This is a genomic window from Peptoniphilus koenoeneniae, assembly GCF_030812875.1.
Taxonomy (GTDB): domain Bacteria; phylum Bacillota; class Clostridia; order Tissierellales; family Peptoniphilaceae; genus Peptoniphilus_B; species Peptoniphilus_B koenoeneniae.
Map to the genome: position 1 here is coordinate 92,683 of NZ_JAUSTN010000006.1, position 26,030 is coordinate 118,712.

The following is a 26,030-nucleotide window of genomic DNA, read 5'->3' on the forward strand; positions in this document are numbered from 1 at the left end:
TTTATCCTCTTTCACCATACATGTTTACAAAGAATAAAACTAATTAATTATATTTGCCCTTTTCTTCTGCAACCAAAGATAGATTTTCATTTGTAAAATTAGTATTAAAATAAACCTTGTAATCTTCTTCAAAGTTGTAATTATCTGTCCAAAGTTCGCACTGTGTCATAACAGTCTGAACGGCATCATCCATTCCTTCAGGCGGATATTTATGTTTTTTCAAAAGTTTCTTTATCAGCATACGCATTTTAGCTCTCGCTGATTCACGCTTCTGCCAATCAATAGTCTTATTCTTACGTAGAGTATCGGCTAATTCTTTTGTTATTGCAATCAGCTCTTCGTTTTCATAAAAGTCCTTGATTGCCTGTGGTTTTGTTAAGGCATCGTAAAAAGCAAGTTCATCAGCAGTCAATCCTAATCTGTCTCCCTCTTGATGTGCTGCTGCAATCTGTTTTGCCAACTTTAACATTTCTTCTATAACTTCTTCATTAGTAAGCATACCGTTAAGATAAGCATTCAGAGAACGCTGCATAATCTCGCTGAACTTTTCAGATTTTACAATATTTGTTCTGCGATAAACAGAAACCTGTTCTGCAATTAATTTTTTCAATAGTTCAACTGCAAGATTTTTCTCTTTCATATTTGCAACATCTTGAAGAAATTTGGGGTCAAACAAAGAAAACTCCTCTTTGATATCTGAAAACAAATTTATTACCCCATCACTTTTAATACTCTGTTTCAAAAGTTCATTTATTCTTGCATTCATTTCCGGTAAGGAAATCTTTTTACCAACACCGGTATTGGTAAGTCTGAGAACAAGAACTCGAACAGCCTCAAAGAATGCTGCTTCAAATCTACTATCTTCATCAACTAAAGAAGAACAAAGAGAAAGAGCCTGATGAAGCATAAGAGCTTCTTTTACGAAAGAATCTTTATCATCAACTTTTTCTCTGCTGATAATAAAATTTACAGCACCACTGATAGTTTTTGCTCTCTCAAGATCGGTACCATTAATAAACTTTGTATAATCATATCCATGAAACTTATCACGGCAAACTGATAATTTCTCCAAGAATTTCGGATATGCAACCTTCGCAACATCTGTATCACCATAGTTCTTTTTATCACGAGAGGTATAATCATTCATTGCCTGCTTCAAAGCAGTAGCAATTCCAACATAGTCAACAACAAGCCCGCCTTCTTTATCACGAAATACACGGTTTACACGGGCGATTGCCTGCATTAGATTGTGTCCTGACATAGGCTTGTATATATACATCGTAGCAAGAGAAGGAACATCAAACCCTGTTAACCACATATCAACAACAATCGCAATCTTCATAGTACTGTCGTTATCTTTGAATTTTTTTGCAAGCTCATGCTTATGATGTTTATTACCAATAATCTGTCTCCATTCTTCCGGGTCATTGTTGCCGGAGGTCATAACAACACCTACTTTTTCAGTCCAATCCGGACGAAGTTTTAATATTCGCTTGTAAATTTTCATGGCAATAGGGCGAGAATACGCAACAATCATCGCTTTACCAGTAAGTAAATCTTCACGGTTATTTTCATAGTGGTCTAGAATATCACAAACCAAAGAGTTAATAGTGTTATCATTTCCAAGAACAGCTTCCATCTGTCCCAGCTCACGCTTACTCTTTTCGATAACTTCTCCATCAGCATTTTGTGCCATAATGTCATATTCGGCATCAATAAGCTTAAGTGTTTGATCATCAAGATTAAGCTTAATAACTCGGCTTTCATAATAAACAGGGCGAGTTGCACCATCTTCTACTGCCTGAGTCATATCATAAATATCAATGTAATCACCAAATACTTCTCGTGTACTCTTGTCCTTGGAAGAAATAGGAGTTCCAGTGAATCCAATATATGTAGCATTTGGTAAAGTATTTCTAATAATACGAGCTGTACCAATTACACGTTTTGCTATTTCTTCACCATCATCGTTTTTCATAATCTTAATCTTTTCAGCAAGTCCATATTGTCCTCTGTGTGCTTCGTCTGCCATTACAATGATGTTATTTCTTTCAGATAAAGCTTCTGAGGACTCTTCAAATTTCTGCATAGTTGTAAAGATAATTCCGTTAGCTTGTCTTCCTGCAAGAAGAGTTTTAAGGTGTTCTCTACTTTCAGCATGCATTGGTTCCTGACGCAGAAAATCTTTACATTTTGCAAACTGACCATATAACTGATCATCAAGGTCGTTTCTATCTGTGAGCACAACAATAGTGGGGCTGTCAAGAGCTTCCTGTAGTAAATGCGCATAGAATACCATTGATAAGGATTTGCCACTTCCTTGGGTATGCCAAAATACTCCCCCTTTACCATCCGTTACAGTGGCATGCTTTGTGGACTCTATTGCTTTTTTTACTGCAAAATACTGATGATATCCCGCAAGAATTTTAAAGGTGTTAATCCCCTCATTTGAAAAGCAAATAAAGTTTTTGATAATATCAAGTAGTCTTTCTTTTTGGAACATTCCTTCAAAAAAGGTATCAAACTGTGCATATTGTGTATTTTCATAGTTTCCATCTTTTGTTTTCCATTCCATAAAACGATCTTCGCCAGATGTAATAGTTCCAGCTTTAGAAGTCAACTGGTCACTCATAACGCAGATAGCGTTATATATGAACATCGAAGGAATTTCCTTCATATAGTTTCTAAGCTGTCTATAAGCTTCTGATGCATCCGTTTCTTCACGAGAAGGTGATTTAAGCTCAACTAACACTACCGGCAAGCCATTTAAGAAGAGAATAATATCTGGGCGTTTGTTACTATTTTCAATAAAAGTCCATTGATTAGCAACTATAAAGGAGTTTTTTTCGAGATTTTTGTAGTCAACAAGATAAACAATAGATGAACGTTCTTCTCCTTTAACAAAATATCGAACTGGAATGCCATTCTGCAAATAATCTATAAAGACTGCATTTTTCTGCACAAGTTCTCCATTTTCAAAGTTTTTTAGTTTAAATATGGCATCTTGAATTGCATCTTCAGGAAGATTTTTGTTCAAACGATATAATGATTCAATTAACACATCTTCGTATAAAGGATTATTAAAATCCCTTTCAATATCTGGTCCGTATACATAATCATATCCCAGTTCATTTCCGAATAATTCTATTACCGAATTTTCATAGTTGGCTTCTGTAAATCCTGGCATAATCGTCACCCCTTATTTTCTAAATTCATTATCATACTCTTCGCATTGCCTGCGCTCTCGAAGTATTCTGTTCCTTCTGTATCCTTTGCATATAGATAAATTGAAGCTTCTCCGCTCAATAACGAGAGTGCATATAGTAAATCGTCTTTTTTGTACAGTTCAGTTTTAACCTCAGCAGGTGCCATCATTCCGCTTCCAGTTATTTCGTCTCTAATTTTAGTTATTAGTTGTTTATCCATATTGTTTTTTTTATCTTTTACACATATTCCCAAATACGTAATAGATACATTTCTTGAGCCAATATTCGCAGCATTTACCGAAATCCCCATTATGTAACTAAAAACTTCTCCGTTGACAGTATTTTTAGAAATAAGCACATCAACAGATGAAGTCAATTTTAGCTTTTTCTTGTATGGTAACCTTGCTGTTCTTATCGATACAACAACAGCTATTACACTTAATAATAGTCCTATTGCAGACAAAATTGCAGTAATAAAGCCATTATTATAATTACACCAATTTATAATTATTTCCATATTGGCTTCCTTTCTATTCTAAACAATAATTTAGCGGCTTAATCTTTGAGCTTGTTGTATTGCTTTTTCCAAGCTCTTGACGGCTTTTTGCAAATGCAGTCATCAGATGTAAATGCACATACATTTTGCAATCCGTTATTTCCACAAATATCTGGATTATTAGCTCTGCAACCATAGGTTTGCACTTCAGAGTCCTGTTCGTTAAGCGGAGCATTGAATGGTACTAAGAGGTCTTTCTTATTCATAATCTACCTCAGACATATCAATTTCACCACTCATAAGTTTCGGAAGCAGAGAATCTCTTGTTTCGGCAAGCTTCTTGTTCTCGATTCTATTTGAGATAATCAAGTCGTAAATAGGTTGAAGTAACGCACCAATTCGATTGTAATCCTCGATACTCGGAATTATTACCTCAGCTTTTGCGAGTTCGTCACGCTTGATATGCCCCATAGTTGTGGCTTTGTCGGCGGCAACAGCTATGAAACGGTCAAGATGATGTTTTGTCCAAGCATAATAAAACCATTTATCATAAGAGTTGGATGTGACCTTGAACAGGTGTTGATTTAGACCGCAAACACCACCACACCAAAAATCGACAAGCAGACTGCCTGACCAAGAGAAAATCACATCGCCATCGTGGACAATATACTCATTTTTGATATTAGGAGAGCAAAGCTCACTATTATCATCGCAGCATCCTTGGCGTAGTTCTTTAATTTTGAGTACCGGAATGCCAGTCTCATCATTTGAAGGACGATATTTTTGCATAGCAAGACCATTCAGATAGTCTGCAATGTCTATTAGACTACCTTGTTTCCAACCATCGGGCAGAGTTTCTGTTGATAAAAACTCATTTGTGAATATTGCTTTGGCTTGCTGCTCTAAATTATTGTTTATCGCATTGTTTTCCTCTATTTTTTTATCGATAGAGTATAAAATATCAACTATCTTTTCCTGTAATGATATTGGAGGTAGTTTTATCTCCATTCGTTTCAATATCCAACCAGACAATCCGCCTCTTGTGCTTGTTCCATCGGACAACAAGCGAAATTCTTCATATCTGCTATCTAAATTGTAATACAGATAAAGTGGTAATATTATGCTTTCATTTGCTTTGCAAGCTATAACAGATTGGTTCATATAAGTATCTATCATCAAAAAGCTTGCTTGCCCTCTCGTATATCCCTGACCGGCAGTTGCAATAACTGTACATCCCTTGGTCGCAAGCTTAGTCGAGGAATTTTCCACGCCCTTTTTTGTTATTTTTCTATCAGTATCATAAACAAATCTTTGGGAAGTTTCTCCAGAAGAAAGCCATTTAATGTTGCCGTTCCAGTATTCTTCGTGCTTGGTTGAAGGAGTTCCACCACTATATATTCGTTCGCAGACTTCTTCTAATGTATATTTCTTCCACTCTGCCATATTTTCACCTTTCTTATCCAATGTATTTTCGATGAGCAATCTTAACATTACTCTGTTTTACCATTGCGTACTGCAAGGTCGTGTCTATTTTCCTATGCCCTAAAAGCTGCTGAAGCTGTTCAATGGGCATTCCTTTATCTATTGCCATTGTTGCAAGGGTACGCCTGAACTTATGTGGATGTACCTTATGCAAACCTAATTTCTTTCCATATTCTCTTAATCTCACTTCAACACCACCGATTTTTAGTCTTTCGTGAGGTGCTTTCAGTGACACAAATAAAGCAGGGTTGTCATCTGTTCTGCTATTCAGATAATTTTGCAAGTGTATCTTTGTTCTTGCATCAAAATAAACTACTCTTTCTTTACTACCTTTGCCAAAAACAATACATTCTCTCTCATTGAAATCAATATCATTGCGGTTAAGTAGCACCATTTCTCCAACACGCATACCAGTAGAAGCAAGCATATCTATCATTGCCAAGTCCCTAGGCTCGGTACAGTTATCTCTCATAAGTTCCAATGCCTCGTCAGAGTATGTTTCTTTAATGTTCGTGCCTGTTTTGACCTTATGTATTCGCCTGACAGGACTTTTCAGTATATAGTCCTCATCCTCCAACCAAGAGAAAAAGCTGGATAGTATGCGGCGGATATTGTCTATTGTGACTTTACTTGATTTCTTCTTTTCCTGATACTCCGTCAGGTATCCTCGAATATCATCTGTAACAATGTGTTTGACCTCTTTGTCAAGGTCATCAAGCATAGCTTCAATGGTCGCTTTGTAGTACTTAAGAGATTTCTCGGAACAGCCCTCAATTCGCTTTGCCGACAGGAACAACTCTACATAGTTCTGCTCCGAAATTTTTTCTTTTTGCTTGTTTTCTGTTACCTCATACCTTGCAAGGGTGTATTGTAACACCTCTTGCAACCTTTCGCTTTGTGCATTGTTCAAATATGGTAACATTCCCTGAACAACATCTTTGATTAAATCTTGTTTCACAGTCAATTCTCCTTTTTATTCTTAGAGAACGACTATGGGGTGGAAGTCCCCCGATATTAACTTCCGCCACCCCCGGAAGTTATGGGTATGTTATATGCTAAACAATAATTTACTTGAACAAGTGCTTGCCATATACCGTCATCGTTTTGTAGATACTACAAACGAATTGAGACAAACTTATCGTGCTGATGAATATTTTGATATTTCCATTGGTAAAACTCCTCCGAGAAAAGAGCCACAATGGTTTAGCACTAATCCAAAAGATGTTACTTGGGTATCTATTTCCGATATGGGTACTTGTGGTTTATACATTAGCGAAAGTTCCGAACAACTTACAAGAGAAGCCGTTGACCGTCATAATGTCAAAATCGTACCTGACAATACCGTTTTGCTTAGTTTCAAATTGACAGTTGGCAGAATTGCAATAACAGACGGCGAAATGACTACCAACGAAGCCATTGCTCATTTCAAAACCGACAAAAAAGAAATCAATGAGTACTTATATTGCTATCTGAAATGCTTTAATTATCAGACAATGGGAAGTACTTCATCAATCGCAACTGCTGTGAACTCAAAAATCATTAAAGGTATGCCTTTCATAGTACCTACCGATGAAGAAATAACTGAATTTCACAGTTTAGCAGCTCCTATGTTTGCAAAAATCAAGGCAAATCAAGCTGAAATAAGCAATTTGACAGCACTTCGTGATACTCTTTTACCCAAGTTGATGTCCGGTGAGCTTGATGTTTCCGACATAGATCTTTAAGCTGCTAAATTATTGTTTATCGCATTGTTTAGCTCAATCTTATCGTCTATCATTTCCAAATATCGAGCAATTTTCTTTTGTTCTTCTACATCCTCTGGAATATCAACTTCCAAACCGTTAATATCATTCCTGTTTACAGAACCAAATACTGTACCACTCTCCTTTTTAATCAAGTGTGAAACATAATATTTCATCATATAAAACAAAAAACTCTGATTCCCATTCTTCATTCTCAATGAACAAACACCACGCCCTAAGCACATATCCACCGGAGTAATATTAAGAGCTCCAACAGGTGCTCTAACGCTCATTATCACATCTCCAGCTTTTGCAAATTTTGTCATTACTGTTGTATAAGTATCAAAAGTAGGATATTTAAATCCAAATGTTCTATTTCCTTGCAAAAAAGGATAGCCATTCTTTTCTGTGTTATAGTATTCAGATTTAGGTGATTGCCCCATTGTTACATCTACAATTTCTTCAAGCTTACAATTCATAACCAATCGCCCCCAGTTTCTTCCTGATTTCCTCTTCCAGTTCATGAGAGCGCTCAAACATATCGGAAAGTTCCGAAGTCAATCTTGTCATCTTTTCTTCAAATGGTTCTCCGTCATCCTCTTGTTCCTCAATACCTACATATCGCCCTGGGGTTAATATAAAATCCTGTTTTGCAATATCTTCTATTGTGGCAATCGCCGAAAATCCTTTTTTCTCTTCCAGTATTCCATTTTGGAAATCCTCAAAGGTTTTTGCTAATAAGTCAATATCTCCAAGGCTTCCGTCTTCTTGTATTCCTTCCGTAAAATCTCTATGTTTTCTATCAACCATATATCCCATTTTTCTGGCGTCAATAAATAGAGTCTTTCCCTTTTGCTTTTTATTTTTAGTAATGAACCACAAGGTTACAGGAATTGTTACACTATAAAATAACTGTGTAGGCAAAGCTACTATACCTTCAACAAGATCATCTTCTATAATCTTTCTCCTTATTTCTCCTTCTCCGGAAGATTGGGAAGATAAGGCTCCATTAGCAAGCACCAATCCAATTTTTCCATTTGGTGCTAAATGATGTATCATATGCTGTATCCATGCATAGTTTGCATTCCCAGATGGTGGTGTTCCATATTTCCACCTTACATCATCTTTTAATTTATCCGCTCCCCAATTTGAAAGATTAAATGGCGGATTCGCCATAATAAAATCTGATTTTAATGTTTTATGAATATCGTTGAAAAATGTATCTGCATGATAGGAACCAAAATTGGCATCAATTCCTCTTATAGCCATATTCATTTTCGCCATCTTCCATGTATCTGCATTAGATTCCTGTCCATAAACAGAAATATTACCTCTATTGTCACTATGAGCCTGTACAAACTTTTCACTTTGCACAAACATACCGCCACTGCCACAGCAAGGATCATATACACGGCAATTATTAAACGGCTTTAAAATAGCAACAATAGTCTTAACAATACTTGATGGTGTATAAAACTCGCCACCTTTAGTTCCCTCATAGGCTGCAAACTGAGCAATGCAATATTCATAAGTTCTCCCAAGTAAATCTTTACTTGCTTCAGTTCCATCCATTTTTACTTCATTAGTGAATAAATCAACAACTTCGCCAAGTACTCTTTTATCTAAATCTGGGCTGGCATAGTTCTTAGGCAAAACATTTTTTAAACTCGCATTTTCTTTTTCGATTGCCCTCATTGCTTCATCAATTACTGTACCAATTTCAGGTGTGTGTGCAGCAGAAGAAATCTTGCTCCAACGAGCTTCTTCCGGTACAAAGAAAATATTTTCTTCTGCATATGCATCCCTATCGTTTTCAAAACCATCACCTTCTTTTAGAAGTCCCTCATAGCGTTTTTCAAAGGCGCTGGATATATATCGGAGAAAAATAAGTCCAACAATTACTTTTCTATATTCAGCAGCAGGAATATGTCCCCAAAGAACACAAGCTGCGTCCCAAATTTGTTTTTCAAAACCGATATTTGCATTGTTTTTCCCAGCCATTATTTATTCACCATCCTCTTCAAATTCCATAATATCGTCTAATGTACAATTCAAAGCCTTGCAAATCTTCCCTAAAACTTCGACCGTTACATTATCATTCTTGTTAAGCTTGTTGATAGTATATGTACTAACTCCAGCTATGTGAGCTAATTCTTTCTTTTTCATATCCCTATCCAATAAAATATGCCATAGCTTTTTATAATTAGCTTTCATTAAATTTCCTCACTTTCTATGAGTCCCCCAAACCTAATTTAGAACATTATACCATATTTAGGCACTCAAATATAGCGTTCTCTCTATTTTAATTTTAGATTTTATAAATTTCTATATTTTTCCAACATAAATATACGAACTCATAAAATACAAGAAGTCGGCGTCGTCATAAGACCACACCGACCATAAGCTTATCTCTCAACTTCTTTGCTTGCTTCTTTCTTTTCTTTTAGCTTTTCCTTATCTTCAGCCTGATGCCTTTTAATTGCTCCAATAATGGATCTCTTTTTCTCCTCCGTTTTATCCCTGCCAAGATAATCATCCATATTATTTTTCAGATGCTTCAATTCCTCATACTGTGCTGCTAATGAATTGTGCTTCTTGATTATTTCCTCTTGTTTAGTTTGTAAATCCTTAGAATGCTCATTCAGCTTTTTGAACAAATTTTTACTTGATTTTGTCTTTAACTCTCCTGCTACAACATGTCTCAAGTGCGGAAATTGCTTAAGAAAAATATCTATTTCTTCATAAGACTTCTGATAGGCTTCCACATCTTTTCGGTTCATCATCATATAAATCTTATCGTTTGGATTTTTTCGGTAGCCTTCATAATGTTCTCGCTTGCTGATGCAGATTTGAATATGCTTTACTACTTCCTTTATCCTTTTTTGTTCCAATGACAGCTTATCAAATTCTCGTTTCAAGTCATTCTTTTCGATGGAAATTCGGCTGATGCCACGCTCCAATTCTTCCATTGAGTCAAACCCTTTATTCCTGATTTCAACAAGCGTAGAAGCCGCTGTTTTAAGATTGTGTTTCGTTGCCCAGTGTTCATAGCCTTTGCTTGACTTTGCCTTTTCATTGTTTTTAATGTCTATGATATTTCCAATTTCTTTTTCTTTATTCAGGATCCTATCTTTAATTCTTTCTTCGGTATAATTCACTCCAATGGTCTTTGTTCTGGTAAATCTTTGCTGATTTTTACTTTTAAAAGCTATATGCTTACCATATTTTATTTCATAGCCATAGCTCTCCATTTTAGATAAAAAGTCTTGCCAGTTGATGGACTGTTTTATAGTTCTATCAATATCAAACTGAAGCCTTGATTTATAGCTACTTCCTTTTTTATCTTCATTCCAGTCGTACCAATTTACATATTTTCTTCGCCAGATATCGTTGATTTCCCTTTGTGTTTCTTGGTCAATGACAAATAAATTATGCTCCTTGCAAAGTCTGTCGCTTTGATTTCTGATGTTCATATAGGAGCCGTAATAGGAATGGTACACCTTCCCATCATCCACATCTATGGAATTAAAAATGATGTGATTGTGTATATGGTCTTTGTCTATATGTGTCGCTAAAACATACTCATATTTCCCGCCTAAAATCTTTTCACAAAGTTCAATTCCTACCTAATGAGCTTCTTCAAAACTCACTTCTTCCGGTACAAATGATTGAATTAAATGATGAGCTAAAGTTTTAGTTCTTGAGTTAAACTGCTTTTTAGTAAGCTCAAATTCCTTATGAGCGTTTTCTCTGCTGCATAGATGCGTTGTAACATAGATTTCATCATCGGTTTTATCTCCGTTACAGATATAGTCTATCGCCTTTTTCAGTGTTGTTTTAATCGGGTGTATCTTCGTAACCGCCATCAGCCAATCACCTCATTGATGATATAGTCGGAAACTTTTTCTCTAAATTCTGACAAAAAAAGTAGTTCGCCTTGCAAGGCTTTCTTGATACTTTCAATATCCTCTTTGTAAATAACACCTGTGCTGTTTACCATTTTTGCGATCTGATTTAGGTTTGCTGAGTTACGACTTACAAGGGAAGAAAGCTCTCTCAGTTCTTTTCTAAACTCACCGGATAAATCAATGCTGATAATTCTATTCTTGAAAATACTATCTCTATAAAACTCTCTTTTGCTCTTAAAATTGGTCAAAGCAAATCTTCTGTTAAGTTCTTTCATATCATCTTCATTTATCATAAAATGAACAGTGTAATTATTTTTTCGATTAACACTCTTTGACATTTTTCATCACTCCTTTCTTCTTCGGAGTCTTAGGGTTCTCCCTAAATATTTCAAATTTGAGTTGTCAAATTTCAAGCCTACTTTTTGGGTGTGGTCAGAAAGTATATGCTTGCTATCTCACTGAAAATAATGCTTTTACTAATAAGCTCTTATGACTATCACAGAAAAGACATATGAACCGCTATAATCAATTTATCTAAGAAATCATGTTTTTTCCTTTTCTACAAAAGTTTAAAAGTTGTCGCTACCACTACCCCGCTACCTTTTATGCCTGGTAGCAAAGTAGCGGTAGCGGACTTTTTCAAAACTCTTAGAATGGTATATCTTCAGCATTAACCTCCACAAAATCTGTATTAATATTTCGTTTATAAAACTTCTTGCTAACCCGAACCACTCCGTCAATTCTTACCTTCTTACTTTTTACAGATGGTTCAAGTCTCCATTCATCTATCATCTCGTTTGCCATTAGTTCTGAAAACACTTTTTCATTTGTTTCAGGATACCTGCTCGTAAACTCGGCAGAACACAACAAATTCGGTGTATCGGACTTTGTAGTTTTCCATTCCATGAAGTCAAAGAAGTTTTGGACATGCCTGTTATCGCTCTTATGTGTTTGAATAACAAAATCCAAATCTGAACGCAACTCTTTCGGCAAATAGAAATCATGAAGTTTATTTTCATAAAGATAGACAGCTTCTGCAATCGCCCCTTCAAAATCCTGTTTTATGATTTCCTCATGTTCTTTTCTTGTGATAGTTTCCAATACTGGATATTTTTCAGGATCATACATTAACGGAATTTGTATATTTTCAGCATTAACCTTTACGGGTAAATACCTTCTTTCTCCTGAAAAATCTCCTAAAAATGTTGCATCATTTGTAGTCGCAATCAGTATGCAGGTTCGTTTTACATCTGTTGAAAATCGTTCATATGGAAGTCTTACTGTACTTGTCCTTGCAGATATAAACAACTTAGCTTCATCAGCACTTTTTGCATTTCTAAGAGCGACAAATTCTTCAAGCTCAACAACAATCTTTCCCACCAAATTACTGATGGCATCTTTCCCTTTTATATTGTTTAGCGAGCAATACCATTCGGGAAACAGTGCCAGTTTTTCAATAAATGAAGTTTTTCCAACACCCTGCACCCCCGTAAGAACCATCAGTTCATCAAACTTACATCCGGGATTAAACGCTCTTTTTACCATGCCGACCAAAATATGTTGCATAATCCAGGAATTTAATTTTGTATCCTCTGCTCCAAGATATTTCGGTAGCAGTTTTGAAATATATTCTTGCCCGTCGTAGTGTAACGATTCCATATACATCGCCGGTAAATTGATTGACCTCTTGTGAGCAACAAAGAGAACTGCATCTTCCATACGATTTTAGAGTACTTAATTCCAAATTCTCTTTCGATTTCAACTCCAATGATATTTGTCATATGGTCATTCCATTTTCGTATTTCTAAATCAGTGCTTTTTTCGCCTTTTAACTTTCCGTAAAAACAAATAGTTCGACTGCAAGTGTCAAAGAAAATATATCCTGATAAAATATCTTGTTCTTTACAAAAACAGGGATTCACTAACACAGTTATGAGATTGGTTGCTGTACTTTTGACTTGTCCTTTTTCTGTGATTGCAAGCTCACGATCTACATAATCGCTAAGCTCCACATCATCAAATTTAAGCCAATTATTCAAGCAAATACCCTCCTTTACTTCTGTGATAGTTATAATCCCAATACCTCTTATTTCCTCCCTGTATCACTTTTGAAATACTGTCTTCCAAGTATTTCAGATATCCTTTTTCCGTTCTTCTTTTGCTGCGATCGCCAATGCGATTAAGTGCAGATTTCAAAAATAATTCTTTCATCATTTCTGCATTTCCATGAGTAAAACTGTTTAGAAAAAGAAGTAACGAAAAGTCATCTTTACTGGCATCTCCGCTGGTGTATGAGCCTTCAAACAATGCTCTTACCATTGCGTTATACCTGCACATCATTTCTATAACCGTATTACTGTCAGGAACACATTCAGCTGCTTCCTGATACTTTCTAATAATTTCTCTAACACTTCTTTTGGGTGAAAATAGCTTGTAGTATTTATCCAACTCCTTTTGTTTCAAAAGAACTTTTTCTGCAATAAAATCATTAAATTTATAGATATTACTGGTCATGGCAATACATCTGTTTTCTTGATACATCTCCACTTTTTCAAGTTGGTTATTAAAGTTCTTTTCTATTTCTCCCTTTGCAAAAATGTGTATTCCCATTCCCGATTGTGAAATTTCTACATAAGTACCATTGAAGTCATTTATAAACATATCCTGCTTTTTATTATCTACACTGTCCAAGTCGATACACACAAACGGATCATCCCTGCTTAACACAAAAGACAATCCGTCACAACTACTACTTTCTATATTATTAACTGCTGTTTCAAAATCTCCCCATTGTTCTTTATTATTCCAGTCATCAGATTTTAAGGTAATCGGACTTACAGGAAGCTTCAGTATTTTTTCCTTCCCTTTCAAATCCTGTTTTCTGATTTTCTTAAACCATAACCACTGTTTGTATTCTCTTAATTCCATTGGAATATTTCGCAAGTAATTTTCCTTGTTAATCATCGTAACCTCCAATCTTTATATTGCTGATGGAAGTACAATCTGATAAAATAATCTTGTCAGGGATGAAATACCAAGTTGTACTTTCATCTTGCCTTTAGTCATTTGGCTAAAGGCTTTTTTCTTGTATTGCCACCTCTATTATTTCAGTAATCATTTTCAATTCATGCCTATAACTCGCATCCAATTCTCCATATTGCTCCACTCGTTTCAGTTCCGATAGAATTTCCTGTAACTCATTTTTACAACTGTCTATGACATTTCTTGTAGCAAATATCTTTACCGGAGCATCAAGGATTGCATTGGTCATATAATCCTGTCTGCTGAGTCCGGACATCGCAATCTTTTTGAAAATAAGCTCCCTATCTTTTCGATTTGTTCTGAATGCTATGGTTACATCCTTTTTCCTGTGATTAGCAAATCTCTTACCTTTGTCTCGTTCCTTTTGTTTTCTTTCCTCTTCCAAAGCTTGCCATTCTTCTTTACTCAGCAAGTTTTGTGGCTTTTTCTTTTTACGATTAACCGCTTCATCATAGTTTGGAAATTTCGGTGCTTTCACTATACTCTCCCTCCTTGTCCAATTTATCAGCCATATCCACCTGTTTATTGGGGAACATATGGCTGTAATCCATCAACACCTTTATGCTTTCATGTCCTGTTCTCGCTGCAATGTCAACAGGTGTAAAACCCATTTCTATAAGCAGCGATATATGGCTGTGTCTCAATGCGTGAAGCTTGATTTTCTTAACTTTCGACTTTTTTATTCCTCGCTCCATTTCCTTATTGAAATATGTTTTGCATTTTGGAAAGATTTGTTCATCTTCCGAAAAATATTCAATTTTCAGGAAATAGTCTTTAAGTTCCCTGATTAAAAAATCAGGAAGCATAATTGTTCTTTTGCTTTTCGGTGTTTTCGGATCGGTAATAACTTCTTCTCCGTTAATTCTCTGTGCTGGTTTACTTATCCTCATTGTCTTTTTATCAAAGTCAAAATCAGCTTTTGTTAATGCTCTAAGTTCACCTAATCGAATACCTGTCCAATATAGAATTTCAAAAGCATAAAATGAAATATCCTTGTCCTTAACAGCTTCTATAAACTGTAGGTATTCCTCTTTTGTCCAAAATTCCACTTCCTCATCGCTTCTTTGCTTTCCTATTCGCCCTGTTACTTTGCACGGATTTTGCCTTAATCCATAATACTTGACTGCATGGTTGAACATACAACTAAGCTGTGCGTGAATGGATTTAAGATAGGTTGGCTTATAGGCTTCTCCTTCCGCATTTTCAATGTTTAAGAGTACATTATGCCACTTCTTTACTACAACCGGCTTAATTTCACTCATTTTCATACCGCTGAAAAACAATAAAATCTTTGTTCTTATCATATGTTCTTTTATCATCCAAGTATTTAACCTTATTGTGCCTATGACATCAGCCTTATAGAGTTCAAAATAATCTTCAAAGAACATATTGAGTGAACCGGACATCTTTACCGTGAAATTTTTCTCGTAAGTAATTGCCTCTTTCTTCGTTTCAAAGCCTCTTTTCAGCTTTTTTCTGCTCTGTCCGTCCCAATCCTTATAATAGAATGAAGCGAACCATTTCCCGCTTTTTTCGTCCTTATATGCAGGCATTATTTTCCCTCCTTCGCTTTGTAGATTTGTTCCATAAAATATTTCTTATTGATTCTTCCCCTAAGGACAAGAAAGCCGTGTTCAGCAAGCTGCTTATTCATATCTCGGATGATTTTATAAGCTTGTTGCTGCGATATATTTAGTAAATCGGCAACTTCATTTGAAGTAAGAAATAATTTCTCCATCGGACTTTCCTCCTTTCTTTTCAGAAACATATTTGTTTCTATTTCTATTTTAGATTACAAGTATCTTTTTTGTTTCTGTCAATACTTTTTTCTAAATTTTATTTTTCTATTGTATTTTGCCTATTTTAGATTATATTATTAAAGAGAAACAAATTTGCTCCTAAGGAGGTGTTTAAATTGAGTTTGGGTAAATTGATAAAGAAATTCCGTGAATTAAGAAGAATTACTCAAAAGGCGTTAGGAGACAGAACACATTTAGATGATGTGAGAATCAGACAGTACGAACTTGATATTCGTACTCCTAAAGATGATGTCTTGGAAAATATTTCTGATGCACTCCATGTAAATAAAGATTATTTGAAAGAACCTGATTATCCCTATACAGAACATGATTTAATGCGGTTTTTATTTAAGCTGGATGACAGTATTGAAGTGAATATACGACCTGTTATTCTAAATGATGAAGATCCTGAATATACTACCACAGGCATATATTTCGGCAGCGAAGCTATTCTCAGAATCCGTAATATGCTTGAACAGTGGCAGGAAATGAAGGAAAAATATGAGAATAATGAAATTACGAAAGAAGCCTTGCAGGATTGGAAGGCAAACTACCCTGACAGCTTAAAAAAAGATTACGTTCCCTTTGAAGAAAGCAATGTGAAATTCTATAAAAGCGGTATCAGTGCAAAAATTCCACCGGATATAAAATAAGCACAGAAAAAGCACATAACTGAAAGATTTTTAGGTCTTAAAGTTATGTGCTTTGTTTATTTCATATGATTATTCAGAAATACTCAAATCCGTAGATATCATTTTAATCAAAGTTTTATACGGATTTTACTCACTATCACATTTAATATCATCTAATACTTCTATATCGATTACAGTTTCATCATCCATCTTTTTATAGTATTCAACACTTGCTAATTCGCTAGATGCTAAATATTTCCTAAGTTTTTCTGACATGGGCTTAAAAGTAACAAAAGTCAACCCACCAGATACGGCAGCACCTAAAACAGGAACACCTTTTGCAACTCCTCTTGCAAAGATTTGCTTTGTCATTTGAACACCTAATATAGTAGCCACCTTTTTTACTATAGGATATATTACTCCTTTTGTTAGTGCTTTCTGTGGGAGTTTTTTTACAACCTGTTTTGCCACTTGAGCTGCTAATTTGTTTACGGTATTTACTGCTCCATTTACGCCAAACATTATGCCGACAAATAAAGTAAGTAAATTTTTTGTTTCCTCGTTCATTTCTTTAGAATCAAGACTTAAATCATGCCAACCATAAAGGTATATCAATTTTTGAAGTATACGGAGAATATGTCCAAAATATTGAGATAAGTCAGCTGGAACTGTACCTATCATAATAAATCCACCCGGCAATCCCGCTGCTGCTGATAGAGCAGTTACCTTTGTCGTTTCTGCTGTTATACAACTTTTAGCAATTTTATTAATATCTTCTACACATATTCCAGCATATGCCGGATTATATTGAATCGCCTTCTCCACAGTCTCTTGACTATATCTATCTCGTAGTTCTTTCCTGAGAAATAATTCGCGGTCAATCTTAACCATTGGAAGCTTTGCACTCTCTACAAGTACTGCTTCAAATTTTATATTCTCCATTATATACTCACCTTTTTAACCTTTCCAATAATCTAAATTAAAATGCAGACTTTGAGAATAATCTATTTCATTATGATTCACATCTAGTATCTTCTGAAATCCCATACTCAGGTTCAACAACTCCCTTTCAGACCTACTTTTTCTTACTTTTAGTATCAAAATAGTATCACTCAAGAGTTTTTTGCTCCTATAAAACGCTGAAATACTGTATTTTCAACAGTTTTATAGCATAAACATATTTATTACTCTATTCCCATTCAACAAATATATACTTTTTATATAATCTTAATGTGTATTTTAAGCTATTTTATTTTTTATTACCTAACATTTTTTATCATAATATACCTTATTTTAAAATTATTGTTACGATTTTGTTACGCTTAAATTTTCCATTACATTAAGTATCTTATCATCATTAGGGATCATGTGAGAATAAATATTTAATGTAGTTGATACTTTTTCATGTCCTAACCTCTTACTTAAAGCTACTATGTTTATACCCTCATTTAACAATAAACTTGCGTGAGAGTGTCTTAGATCATGGATTCTAATTTTATTAAGATTATTTCTTTTACAAATATTAGTAATACCATGTTCAAATTTGTGTTTAGTACAATTAAAAATTCTATCATCTGGATCTGGTTTATAAAATAACTTCTTATAAGCTTCTATTTCTTCAATCACACTACTAATTATAGTGATCTTCCTAATACTCTTCTTTGTTTTAGGTTCAGTTATTACGTCTTTACCATTAATACGTTGATAGGATTTATTAATATTGATCATATTGTTTTTAAAGTCTATATCGCTCCAGGTTAAGGCTAATAACTCACCAATACGGCAACCGCTCCAATATAAAATATTAAAGCCTAAATGAAGCGTTTTATCTTCTACAAGGTTAATAAATGTGTTAAATTCCTTTAGGCTCCAGATCTCTTTTTCTGGTGCGTGCTTCTCCCCTATTGTTCCCACTTTATGAACTGGATTGTTTTGTAAATTATGAAATTTAACAGCATAATTAAAGATCGCTGTTAGTTGATTATTAATTGTTTTTAAATAAGTAGGTGCATAAGGCTTATTTGTACTATGATTTAAAGCTGATAACAATGAATTTTGCCATCTTTGTATTTCTATTGAGCCTATTTCACTTATTTTCATATCCTTAAAGTATGGAAGTATTTTATTTTCTGTAATATATTCTTTATTTGTTAGTGTATGCTCTTTAATTCTTGGTTTCATATCTTCAAGATACATTTTATAAAGACTTTTAAAATTCATTTCAGGGTTAAACTTTATATTATTTAAAAAGTTTCTTTCGAACTCATCGGCTTCTTTTTTCGTGCTGAAGCCTTCTTTTTTCTTTTGCTTAGTTTCACCATCTAAATTTACATATCGAAATGAACAATACCACCTGTTAGGATCGTTCTTCATTCGTTTACTTGTCATAATATCTCCTTTATTAAATTGTTACCAGGCTTAAAATTTGGGGTCAATTTCAAGCTTTTATTTTTTTTTAGTATAATTGCATTAGTTTAAATTTAAAGACGCTTAGAAAGGCTGTCAGGACTTCAGATTTAATTAAAAAAATAAATTCCATAAATATCATCTTTAAAAAGGTATATCATCTAATTTTGTATTTATATGTTTTAAATTAATTTCATCTAAATCATTTATTAAATCTTGTAGAAAAGCTCCCTTGTTTGAGTCTTCATTGCCAGATGCTAAATCATATAACAAAGAAAGATCAGTATTTATAGTTTTATAATCATCTGCTATTAACTCTATTTTTTCAATAAAAGGAAAAGTAATATAACCTAATTTAAAAACAAATAACTTATGAGAAATCGCCGTTTTATAAATTCCATACCAATTCTCACCTACTTTCAAAAGAAAAATAGTGTTTATAATATCTGTTTCTAAACTTTCGCCAGTTTGAAAATAGTAAGATATTTCTTGTTCGTTCTTATACTTAGCTAGTTCCTGGACTAATTCGTTTAAGTCAAAGTTTATATTTTCATTTGGATTATTCGGAGATATCCAATTTACTTTATTATCTTCTGTTAATTCTATGAGTTTCTCAATAATAATAGCACTTTTACTTTTAGAACCTTCATAAAAATATGAAATGTCTACATCTAAAATTTCAGATAGTTTTTTCAATCTTGTATTTGGAATATTTTTTATATCTCCATTTTCATATTTTGATAGAGTCCCTTGAGTAAGATTCATTTCATCAGCAATCTCTTGAAGTGTTAATCCTTTTTGTAATCTAGCCTGTTTTATTTTTTCACCTATATTCATGACAACCTCCTTAAACTAATTATAAATATTCTTATGAGTAATATCAAGAAATATTATTTATTTTTCAATAAAAACTATTGACAAGGAATATATTAGGAATATAATAGTATTAAGAATAATATTCTTAATGAAGAATTTATTCATATTGTTGTGAAAGGGGGTTAAATTTATGAATGATATCAATTTAAAATTAAATAAACACTTGATAAAGAAGAAGTTAATAGAGTTAAATTTAACACAAAATGAATTTGCAAATAAAAATAATATTGCTCAATCTACATTATCAAATGTTTTAAATGGAAGGCAAGCAACCACAAAAACGTTAAATAAAATAGCTAATGGATTAGGTATATCAGTAGTTGATCTATTAGAAGATTAAAAAGAAGGTGAAATAATGGCTACATTAGTAAAAGTAGATGAAGTTAAAGAGCTTCTAAATGTTAAAGAAGGTAAAGCATACCAGATCATGAAGAGGCTAAACAAGGAACTTGAAGAAAAAGGGTTCATAACTATTCAAGGTAGAGTTCCAATAGACTATTTAAAAGAGAGGTTTAATTTATGTGATGAAGATGTCAATTAATAATTTAGTTAGAAATAAAAAAAGCCTACCAGGTTCAAACAAGTTCCCCAACTCTATCCTGGTAGGTTATGACAAGTAACACCAAAATTAAATGGTATTGCTCATATAAATTCTAACATAATTGATTGATATTTACAAGTTAAAGGGGAACTTTTAGGAGGTTTTAAAATGACAAATAATAAAGATTATATAGAACTAAGAGAAGATTTTTTTGAAAATGATGTTATTAAAAGCATTGATGAAGAGTACGGTATCCTTTATACAATGATTTATGTAGATTTACTACTTTTAAGTCCTGATGGATATTTGAAATTTAATGGATCAAAAAAAGATTTCATTAAAAAGGTATCTTTAAAAATTAATGAGAAAGTTGAAGATATAGAAAAAACAATTGAGATTTTAATATTAAAAGATTTAATTGATGTTATTTCTGAAAATGAGTACTTCTTAAAACAAACAGAAGTTGTAAGATACTAGGTTGATCATTATGGAAAATCAAGGGTGGGTTAGTGTTCATAGAAAAATATGTGAACATTGGCTATGGAAAGATAAATCCCCTTTTGATAAGCGATCTGCCTGGATTGATTTATTAATGATAGCAAATCATGCGGATAATAAAATCTTTATGGATAGAAGTGTTATCGTTGTGAAACGTGGTCAAAAAATTACTAGCTTAAATAAATTAGCTTTGAGGTGGAAATGGTCAAGAAAGAAAGTTACAAATTTTCTTGAAGCGTTAGAACAAGATGACATGATAATCCTAAAAAGGGAACAAGGGAAATATACAACTATAACCATTGTAAATTACGGAAAATATCAAGTTACAGGAACAACTGAAAGCACAACCGAGGAACAACCGAGGAACAACCAAAGCACAACCAAAGCACAACCGAGGAACATAAACAATAATGATAACAATGTAAACAATGATAACAATGATGATGATAAGGCTGAATATGTTACAAAGATTAACGGTTTAATCAAAAATAAAATATCATCATCATCTTTAGAAAAATTTATAAATCGATTTGGAGTTGATAAATTAGGTCCTTTGATTAATGAAATAGAAAGAAGCGACTATTTAAAAGAAAATATTAACTTCAATAATCTTAATGATGATTTTATTAATAAGGCCATTAGTGGAAAATATAGGACTTTTAAGAAACAGATTGATTCAACTGATATAGGAGAGAATAAATATGGAAATACCAAAGCACTTGAGTACTGAAAGAAAAGTTATACCCTTTGAGTTTAATGGAGAAACTTTTAATTTTACTTGTATGAGTGAAAGAGATCAGTATGAAGAAAATCAAAGAAAATTAATCGAAGAAAGAGAAAAAAGATTAGACTATATAAAAAAGTTAAAAATGGATAGCTTGATGGACAATAGATTCAAAGAGTGTAAATTTGAAAACTTCATTATATCCAATGACAATAAAAAATATTTTGATTTTGGAAGATATTACGCTTATAACTTTGATGAATTTAAAGCAAAAAATCATGGATTATTAATTTATGGAGATCCAGGAACTGGAAAAAGCTATTTAACTTTTTGTATAGCTAATTATTTACTTGAAAAGAGTATTCCTGTGATCGCTTGTTCAGTATCTACTATTATTGAAAAAGTTAGAGAATATTCTACATTTGGAAGCAATAAAAAAGATCAGTTTTATAAATTATTAAAACAAGTGGATCTACTAATAATTGATGACTTAGGTTCTGAACATAACACAGAATGGATTAATTCAGTGTTATATGACGTTATAGATTTAAGGTATAGGTCTAACCTACCATTGATTATAACGACCAACCTAGAGCCTGATACAGTTCTAAAAAAGAAGTTAACCAGTAGTGATGGAGTGCCCAGAACTTATGATCGTATTTATGAGATGTGTAGAAGAATAAAGCTAACTTGTCAACCTAGAAGAATAAAAGAGGGCGACAAGAAGCAAGCAGAGTTTAACAGACTATTTATGGATATTAAAAAACGGGGGTAAACTATGGCTAATTTAATAAATATGCTTGAAGAAACTGCAATAAATAATAACTTTGAAGTTAAAGATTTTTTAAAAGATTTTGATTTTTGTCTAAGCTATCTTGGAAATAATTTATACAACGGATTAATTTTTATTAAACGAGATCTTGATATAAAAAATAATGATATTGTGGCTGTTATAACAAACAATATAAGTTCACAAATTGTTACTCTAAGACGTGTTATAAAAGTAGGTGAAGTTACACAACTAATAGATATACAAAATATCTATGAACCTATAAATGTTGGAAGTAGTGAAGAAGAATATAAAATTTTAGGTAAAGTAGTTCATAGGCTATGTGAATTTGATTGATTTTAATCTAAATTTTTGGTATACTTCAATTAGATAATTATCAAAATAGACCAATCACTGTCCGTGAAGCCTTGTTTAGGTGGAGATGGTGCGTTGGTCTATTTTTTTGATATACATGCAATATATCATATGATTAAATATAATTATTTTTAGTGCTTATGGCAATAAAAAGAACGGCTACAGTCAACCAAACTATAAAGTTTGTGGGGTCAACCTGCCGTTCTTTTATTTACAATTAATATTACTGAAGTTACATATATTATACCAAATGTTTTAAATAATTACAATAATTATAAAATGAGTAGACGGCGGTACCCAGCTAAAAGCCTTGTGGGGGCACCGTATCTACTCATTAAGTATATTATACTAAATATCTTTATTATTTTCAATAAATATAAAATAAAGAGGTCAACTACTTTATATAAAGCCTTATTTAAGCCTATATAGGGGTTAACCTCTTTATTTGTAAATATACATGCCTTAATCTAATTATAATCAAAAATAATATAATTATCAATCTTAGAAGCTATGCTATTTAATTTTACATAGCTTCTTTATTTTATATAATTATATATTACACTTCTATTTTTATTTATTTATACATACTGCATATAGTGGCTTTATCTTCTTATTAGCATTTTAGCACAATATATAGTATAATGTAGTTATACATATTATATATGGAAATACTTATTTTAAGGAGATTAAAACATGAACGATTTACAAGATCTAAAAATGGAAACAAACTCACAAGATGAGGAAAAAACATTTACTCAAGATGATGTTAATAGAATAGTACAAGAACGTTTAAAAAGAGAAAAAGATAAAAACACTAATGATTCTATTGATAGCCTAGAGGAAAAAGAAAATAATTTAAATAAACGTGAGTTACTTCTTGATTGTAGAGAAGCATTAAATGAAAACGGATTAAATTCTGAATTTATCAAGCTTTTTAAGGGTAATTCAAGTGAAGATTTAGAAGATTTTATAAATATAGCAAAAGGGATCACTGAAAGCCTTAGTGAAGAATCAAAAAGAAACATGGAGGGTAGATTTAATTCTCATGTACCCCCTAATGGTGTTGAATCTAATTTTAATCCAATTAAAGAGGCTTTTAAGTATCCTGGATTAAATAAATAACTAGGAGATTAAAACATGAGCATAGATTTAGCAACTAAATATTTACCTTATGTCGATGAACAATTTACTAACGAAAGTAAATTATCCTTGATAACTAACCAAGATTTTGGTTTCACAGGTGCTAAAACTGTAAAAATATATAAGGTTAATACAAGTCCTATGAATGATTATGATAGATCAGGTGTAGGATCATTTCAAAACTCAAGATATGGTAACATTTCAAATTTAACTGGATCTACTGAAGAATTTACATTATCCAAAGATAGATCTTTTACATTTGCTATTGACAAGCTAGACAAAGACGAAACACTTCAAGCTTTATCAGGTGCTACTGCATTGGCTAGACAGATTAGAGAGGTAGTTATACCTGAAATTGATAAGTATGTAATAGGTAAAATGATTGAAAAAGCAGGAATTTCAACTGCTCAACCAGTTCAATTAACTAAAGAGAATATTTATGAAAATATTTTAAAAGCAAATACTGAACTAGATAATTGGGCTGTACCTGAAATTGGAAGATGTTTATTAGTTACCCCTGATGTTTATTTGTTATTAAAACAAAATAAAGACTTCTTGATGTCAACTGATATAGCACAAGAATTAAAAATTAAAGGTGTTATAGCAATGGTTGACGGATTAACTGTAATAAAAGTATCAAAAAAAATTGTTCCAAAGGAATTTGGATTCTTGTTAGTTCATCCATCTGCTACCGTTGCCCCTATTAAATTACAAGAATACAGAGTTCACCAAGACCCACCAGGAATTAGTGGTGAATTAGTTGAAGGAAGAATTGCATATGATGGTTTTGTACTAGATAATAAGAGTTTTGGTATATATTACAGTAAAGTAGGAGAATAATTCTCCTACTTATTTTGTATAATTAAGCATAATATAAGCTTTAATTTTGTACCCTTATGTTTTTTATTATCCTGATAATTTCAATGTTTTGGAGTGATTTTATGCAAAAAAAATATAATTACAGACTAAACACAATAAAGGGTGTTAATAGATTTCTTCAAAGAATAATAATTGATTTAGCTAATGATAATATAACTGAGAGCAAAGCTAGAGCATTAGGCTATTTATGTAATATTAGATTGGTAGGTTTCGAAAAAGAAGATATTGAACAAAGGCTTACGGATTTAGAAAAGAGGTTCAACGATGAGTATTAGATCAAGAATAAAAAAGTTAGAGTTAAAAACTAACCTCTCCCCTATATTTATTATTGGTGTTGAAGATGGATTCTATTATGTAAATGATAAAAAGTATAATATAAATGAATATAATAAATGGCTCAACAGTATTCCTGAAGATAGTGTTTTAATTATTGATGATCTTAATTAAAAGGTGATCTTATGACTAATAACGATTTTGAACTATTACATGAATTTAGCAAGTTATCAAAAAAATATAATATTGATCTTTATAGATTGTTATTATTAGTAAATGACTTTCAAGAAATATTATTATCACTTGATGATGTTTCTAGTAGAGTAATACTAGAGTATAGATATATGAACGGGTATTCGTTTAAAGAGATCGGTCAAAAATTAGGCTTCTCACAAACAAAAGCTAGAAAATTACATAAATATTCAATAGAAAATATTTTACAAAGCTATGAATAATGAAGAACTATTTAAAGAATATTCAAAAAATAAAAAAAACATAGAATTAAGAAATGAAATAGTAATGAATAACCTAAAGTTAGTACCCTACACAATTAATTTAAATAAACTTTATATTGAGGGTATACATGATTATCAAGAAATGTTACAAGATGGTTATATAGCATTAATAAAAGCTGTAGAAACATATGATAATACTTTAGGTTATACATTCTCAAGTTATGCTATTAGTTGCATTATATCGCTAACTAGAAATAGATTAGAGTATAATAAAGAAGCTTCATTAGATCAAAAATTATATAACGATGATGATAGTATGACAACATTACAAGATACTATAAAAGATGAAAATGTAAACATTGAAGCTGAAGTTATAAATAGTCAGTTATACAAAGAGGTTAATTATAATATAAATAATTGCCTTGATCCTTTAGAACTTAAAGTTATAAAATCTTTTTATGGTATTGATCAAGAGCCTGAAACTTTTAAAAAAATAGCTGAAGATCTTAATATGGATATTTCAGAAGTAAAAAAAATCAGAAAAAAAGCGGAAACAAAAATTAAAAAAACAAAATTATTTAGATCTTTAAAAGCTGAATATTATATATCATATTATCCTAAATTTGATTTAGATAATACCAGGACAAGTTCTACAAATAAAATCTATTCTCCAGTAGAAAATATAGCATTAAAAAAAATTGATAAAGATAAAAGCTTATTAATAGAAACAGTACACAGTTTAATTAAAGGTATGTAAATGATTAATCATTTACATACCTTTAATTAT

32 protein-coding genes and 1 pseudogene are annotated in these 26,030 nt (G+C 32.5%); 14 read left to right on the forward strand and 19 right to left on the reverse strand.

Going from position 1 to position 26,030, the window contains the following annotated elements; translation table 11 throughout:
• Window positions 1-43 precede the first annotated feature (43 nt).
• The 5 genes from J2S72_RS06560 to xerA are packed head-to-tail and all read right to left on the reverse strand — an operon-like array spanning window position 44 to window position 6,142.
• Window positions 44-3,187, reverse strand: coding sequence for a type I restriction endonuclease subunit R (locus tag J2S72_RS06560; protein WP_023056557.1), 3,144 nt, complete (start codon window positions 3,185-3,187; stop codon window positions 44-46).
• A 5-nt stretch (window positions 3,188-3,192) separates the two neighbouring features.
• Window positions 3,193-3,723, reverse strand: coding sequence for a hypothetical protein (locus tag J2S72_RS06565; protein ID WP_023056472.1), 531 nt, complete (start codon window positions 3,721-3,723; stop codon window positions 3,193-3,195).
• 38 nt (window positions 3,724-3,761) lie between these two features.
• Window positions 3,762-3,968 (reverse strand): hypothetical protein, encoded by a 207-nt coding sequence (locus J2S72_RS06570; protein WP_036740022.1) that lies wholly within the window; start codon window positions 3,966-3,968, stop codon window positions 3,762-3,764.
• Window positions 3,961-5,145: a restriction endonuclease subunit S gene (locus J2S72_RS06575; protein ID WP_307495211.1), complete on the reverse strand. Its 1,185-nt coding sequence runs from the start codon at window positions 5,143-5,145 to the stop codon at window positions 3,961-3,963. The genes J2S72_RS06570 and J2S72_RS06575 overlap by 8 nt, the downstream gene beginning before the upstream one ends.
• Before the next feature lie 13 nt (window positions 5,146-5,158).
• Window positions 5,159-6,142 (reverse strand): site-specific tyrosine recombinase/integron integrase, encoded by a 984-nt coding sequence (gene xerA, locus J2S72_RS06580; protein WP_023056538.1) that lies wholly within the window; start codon window positions 6,140-6,142, stop codon window positions 5,159-5,161.
• A gap of 34 nt (window positions 6,143-6,176) precedes the next feature.
• Here xerA and J2S72_RS06585 point away from each other — a divergent pair, with 34 nt between their 5' ends.
• Window positions 6,177-6,908, forward strand: coding sequence for a restriction endonuclease subunit S (locus J2S72_RS06585; protein ID WP_307495212.1), 732 nt, complete (start codon window positions 6,177-6,179; stop codon window positions 6,906-6,908).
• Here J2S72_RS06585 and J2S72_RS06590 read toward each other — a convergent pair.
• From J2S72_RS06590 to J2S72_RS06640, 11 genes and pseudogenes are all read right to left on the reverse strand, one after another.
• Window positions 6,905-7,405: a restriction endonuclease subunit S gene (locus J2S72_RS06590; RefSeq protein ID WP_307495213.1), complete on the reverse strand. Its 501-nt coding sequence runs from the start codon at window positions 7,403-7,405 to the stop codon at window positions 6,905-6,907. The two genes, J2S72_RS06585 and J2S72_RS06590, sit on opposite strands and share 4 nt — an antisense overlap.
• Window positions 7,395-8,927: a type I restriction-modification system subunit M gene (locus tag J2S72_RS06595; RefSeq protein ID WP_023056530.1), complete on the reverse strand. Its 1,533-nt coding sequence runs from the start codon at window positions 8,925-8,927 to the stop codon at window positions 7,395-7,397. Before J2S72_RS06595 ends, J2S72_RS06590 begins: the two co-directional genes overlap by 11 nt.
• Before the next feature lie 3 nt (window positions 8,928-8,930).
• A complete protein-coding gene (locus J2S72_RS06600; RefSeq protein ID WP_023056537.1) occupies window positions 8,931-9,140 on the reverse strand; it encodes a helix-turn-helix domain-containing protein in 210 nt (69 codons plus the stop codon).
• 191 nt (window positions 9,141-9,331) lie between these two features.
• A pseudogene (locus tag J2S72_RS06605) lies at window positions 9,332-10,792 on the reverse strand (relaxase/mobilization nuclease domain-containing protein).
• Window positions 10,792-11,172 carry a hypothetical protein gene (locus J2S72_RS06610; RefSeq protein WP_023056470.1) on the reverse strand — a complete coding sequence of 127 codons (381 nt, stop codon included), beginning with the start codon at window positions 11,170-11,172 and terminating at the stop codon, window positions 10,792-10,794. Before J2S72_RS06610 ends, J2S72_RS06605 begins: the two are co-directional and overlap by 1 nt.
• A gap of 310 nt (window positions 11,173-11,482) precedes the next feature.
• A complete protein-coding gene (locus tag J2S72_RS06615; RefSeq protein WP_307495237.1) occupies window positions 11,483-12,499 on the reverse strand; it encodes a VapE domain-containing protein in 1,017 nt (338 codons plus the stop codon).
• Window positions 12,412-12,873, reverse strand: a complete 462-nt coding sequence (locus J2S72_RS06620; RefSeq protein WP_023056561.1) for a hypothetical protein — start codon at window positions 12,871-12,873, stop codon at window positions 12,412-12,414. Before J2S72_RS06620 ends, J2S72_RS06615 begins: the two co-directional genes overlap by 88 nt.
• Window positions 12,866-13,798 carry a hypothetical protein gene (locus J2S72_RS06625; RefSeq protein WP_023056545.1) on the reverse strand — a complete coding sequence of 311 codons (933 nt, stop codon included), beginning with the start codon at window positions 13,796-13,798 and terminating at the stop codon, window positions 12,866-12,868. The genes J2S72_RS06620 and J2S72_RS06625 overlap by 8 nt, the downstream gene beginning before the upstream one ends.
• 106 nt (window positions 13,799-13,904) lie before the next feature.
• Window positions 13,905-14,354, reverse strand: a complete 450-nt coding sequence (locus J2S72_RS06630; RefSeq protein WP_023056534.1) for a plasmid mobilization protein — start codon at window positions 14,352-14,354, stop codon at window positions 13,905-13,907.
• Complete coding sequence (locus J2S72_RS06635) at window positions 14,326-15,429, reverse strand: site-specific integrase (protein WP_023056510.1); 1,104 nt, start codon at window positions 15,427-15,429, stop codon at window positions 14,326-14,328. Before J2S72_RS06635 ends, J2S72_RS06630 begins: the two co-directional genes overlap by 29 nt.
• Window positions 15,429-15,614: a hypothetical protein gene (locus tag J2S72_RS06640; protein ID WP_023056570.1), complete on the reverse strand. Its 186-nt coding sequence runs from the start codon at window positions 15,612-15,614 to the stop codon at window positions 15,429-15,431. Before J2S72_RS06640 ends, J2S72_RS06635 begins: the two co-directional genes overlap by 1 nt.
• Window positions 15,615-15,791: 177 nt before the next feature.
• On the opposite strand from J2S72_RS06640, the gene J2S72_RS06645 reads away from it, so the two are divergent.
• Window positions 15,792-16,328 carry a helix-turn-helix domain-containing protein gene (locus tag J2S72_RS06645; RefSeq protein WP_023056560.1) on the forward strand — a complete coding sequence of 179 codons (537 nt, stop codon included), beginning with the start codon at window positions 15,792-15,794 and terminating at the stop codon, window positions 16,326-16,328.
• A 126-nt stretch (window positions 16,329-16,454) separates the two neighbouring features.
• Here the strand turns inward: J2S72_RS06645 and J2S72_RS06650 are convergent, their stop codons facing one another.
• The 3 genes from J2S72_RS06650 to J2S72_RS06660 all read right to left on the reverse strand — a co-directional run bounded on the left by J2S72_RS06650 (window position 16,455) and on the right by J2S72_RS06660 (window position 19,550).
• Window positions 16,455-17,132: a hypothetical protein gene (locus tag J2S72_RS06650; protein WP_307495214.1), complete on the reverse strand. Its 678-nt coding sequence runs from the start codon at window positions 17,130-17,132 to the stop codon at window positions 16,455-16,457.
• Window positions 17,133-17,612: 480 nt separating this feature from the next.
• Window positions 17,613-18,695: a site-specific integrase gene (locus J2S72_RS06655; protein WP_023056461.1), complete on the reverse strand. Its 1,083-nt coding sequence runs from the start codon at window positions 18,693-18,695 to the stop codon at window positions 17,613-17,615.
• 162 nt (window positions 18,696-18,857) lie between these two features.
• Entirely contained in the window at window positions 18,858-19,550 is a 693-nt protein-coding gene (locus J2S72_RS06660; protein ID WP_023056547.1) for a helix-turn-helix domain-containing protein, read from the reverse strand.
• A gap of 169 nt (window positions 19,551-19,719) precedes the next feature.
• On the opposite strand from J2S72_RS06660, the gene J2S72_RS06665 reads away from it, so the two are divergent.
• The 12 genes from J2S72_RS06665 to J2S72_RS06720 all read left to right on the forward strand — a co-directional run bounded on the left by J2S72_RS06665 (window position 19,720) and on the right by J2S72_RS06720 (window position 26,000).
• A complete protein-coding gene (locus J2S72_RS06665; RefSeq protein WP_023056521.1) occupies window positions 19,720-19,929 on the forward strand; it encodes a helix-turn-helix domain-containing protein in 210 nt (69 codons plus the stop codon).
• Window positions 19,930-19,944: 15 nt separating this feature from the next.
• Window positions 19,945-20,130: a hypothetical protein gene (locus J2S72_RS06670; RefSeq protein WP_023056513.1), complete on the forward strand. Its 186-nt coding sequence runs from the start codon at window positions 19,945-19,947 to the stop codon at window positions 20,128-20,130.
• A gap of 168 nt (window positions 20,131-20,298) precedes the next feature.
• A complete protein-coding gene (locus J2S72_RS06675; protein WP_023056501.1) occupies window positions 20,299-20,607 on the forward strand; it encodes a phage replisome organizer N-terminal domain-containing protein in 309 nt (102 codons plus the stop codon).
• Between the two features lie 10 nt (window positions 20,608-20,617).
• Window positions 20,618-21,358: a hypothetical protein gene (locus J2S72_RS06680; RefSeq protein WP_023056498.1), complete on the forward strand. Its 741-nt coding sequence runs from the start codon at window positions 20,618-20,620 to the stop codon at window positions 21,356-21,358.
• A complete protein-coding gene (locus J2S72_RS06685; RefSeq protein ID WP_023056540.1) occupies window positions 21,330-22,127 on the forward strand; it encodes a DnaA ATPase domain-containing protein in 798 nt (265 codons plus the stop codon). Before J2S72_RS06680 ends, J2S72_RS06685 begins: the two co-directional genes overlap by 29 nt.
• 3 nt (window positions 22,128-22,130) lie before the next feature.
• Complete coding sequence (locus tag J2S72_RS06690; protein ID WP_023056474.1) at window positions 22,131-22,478, forward strand: S24 family peptidase; 348 nt, start codon at window positions 22,131-22,133, stop codon at window positions 22,476-22,478.
• A gap of 711 nt (window positions 22,479-23,189) precedes the next feature.
• Entirely contained in the window at window positions 23,190-23,618 is a 429-nt protein-coding gene (locus tag J2S72_RS06695; RefSeq protein WP_023056564.1) for a hypothetical protein, read from the forward strand.
• Between the two features lie 15 nt (window positions 23,619-23,633).
• Window positions 23,634-24,476, forward strand: a complete 843-nt coding sequence (locus J2S72_RS06700; RefSeq protein WP_023056569.1) for a hypothetical protein — start codon at window positions 23,634-23,636, stop codon at window positions 24,474-24,476.
• A gap of 101 nt (window positions 24,477-24,577) precedes the next feature.
• Complete coding sequence (locus J2S72_RS06705; RefSeq protein ID WP_023056552.1) at window positions 24,578-24,790, forward strand: hypothetical protein; 213 nt, start codon at window positions 24,578-24,580, stop codon at window positions 24,788-24,790.
• Window positions 24,780-24,962, forward strand: coding sequence for a hypothetical protein (locus tag J2S72_RS06710; protein WP_023056532.1), 183 nt, complete (start codon window positions 24,780-24,782; stop codon window positions 24,960-24,962). The genes J2S72_RS06705 and J2S72_RS06710 overlap by 11 nt, the downstream gene beginning before the upstream one ends.
• 11 nt (window positions 24,963-24,973) lie before the next feature.
• Window positions 24,974-25,243, forward strand: coding sequence for a sigma factor-like helix-turn-helix DNA-binding protein (locus J2S72_RS06715; protein WP_036740025.1), 270 nt, complete (start codon window positions 24,974-24,976; stop codon window positions 25,241-25,243).
• On the forward strand, window positions 25,236-26,000 hold the full coding sequence (locus J2S72_RS06720; RefSeq protein WP_036740028.1) for a sigma-70 family RNA polymerase sigma factor: 765 nt from the start codon (window positions 25,236-25,238) through the stop codon (window positions 25,998-26,000). The genes J2S72_RS06715 and J2S72_RS06720 overlap by 8 nt, the downstream gene beginning before the upstream one ends.
• The last annotated feature ends 30 nt before the right edge of the window (window positions 26,001-26,030 follow it).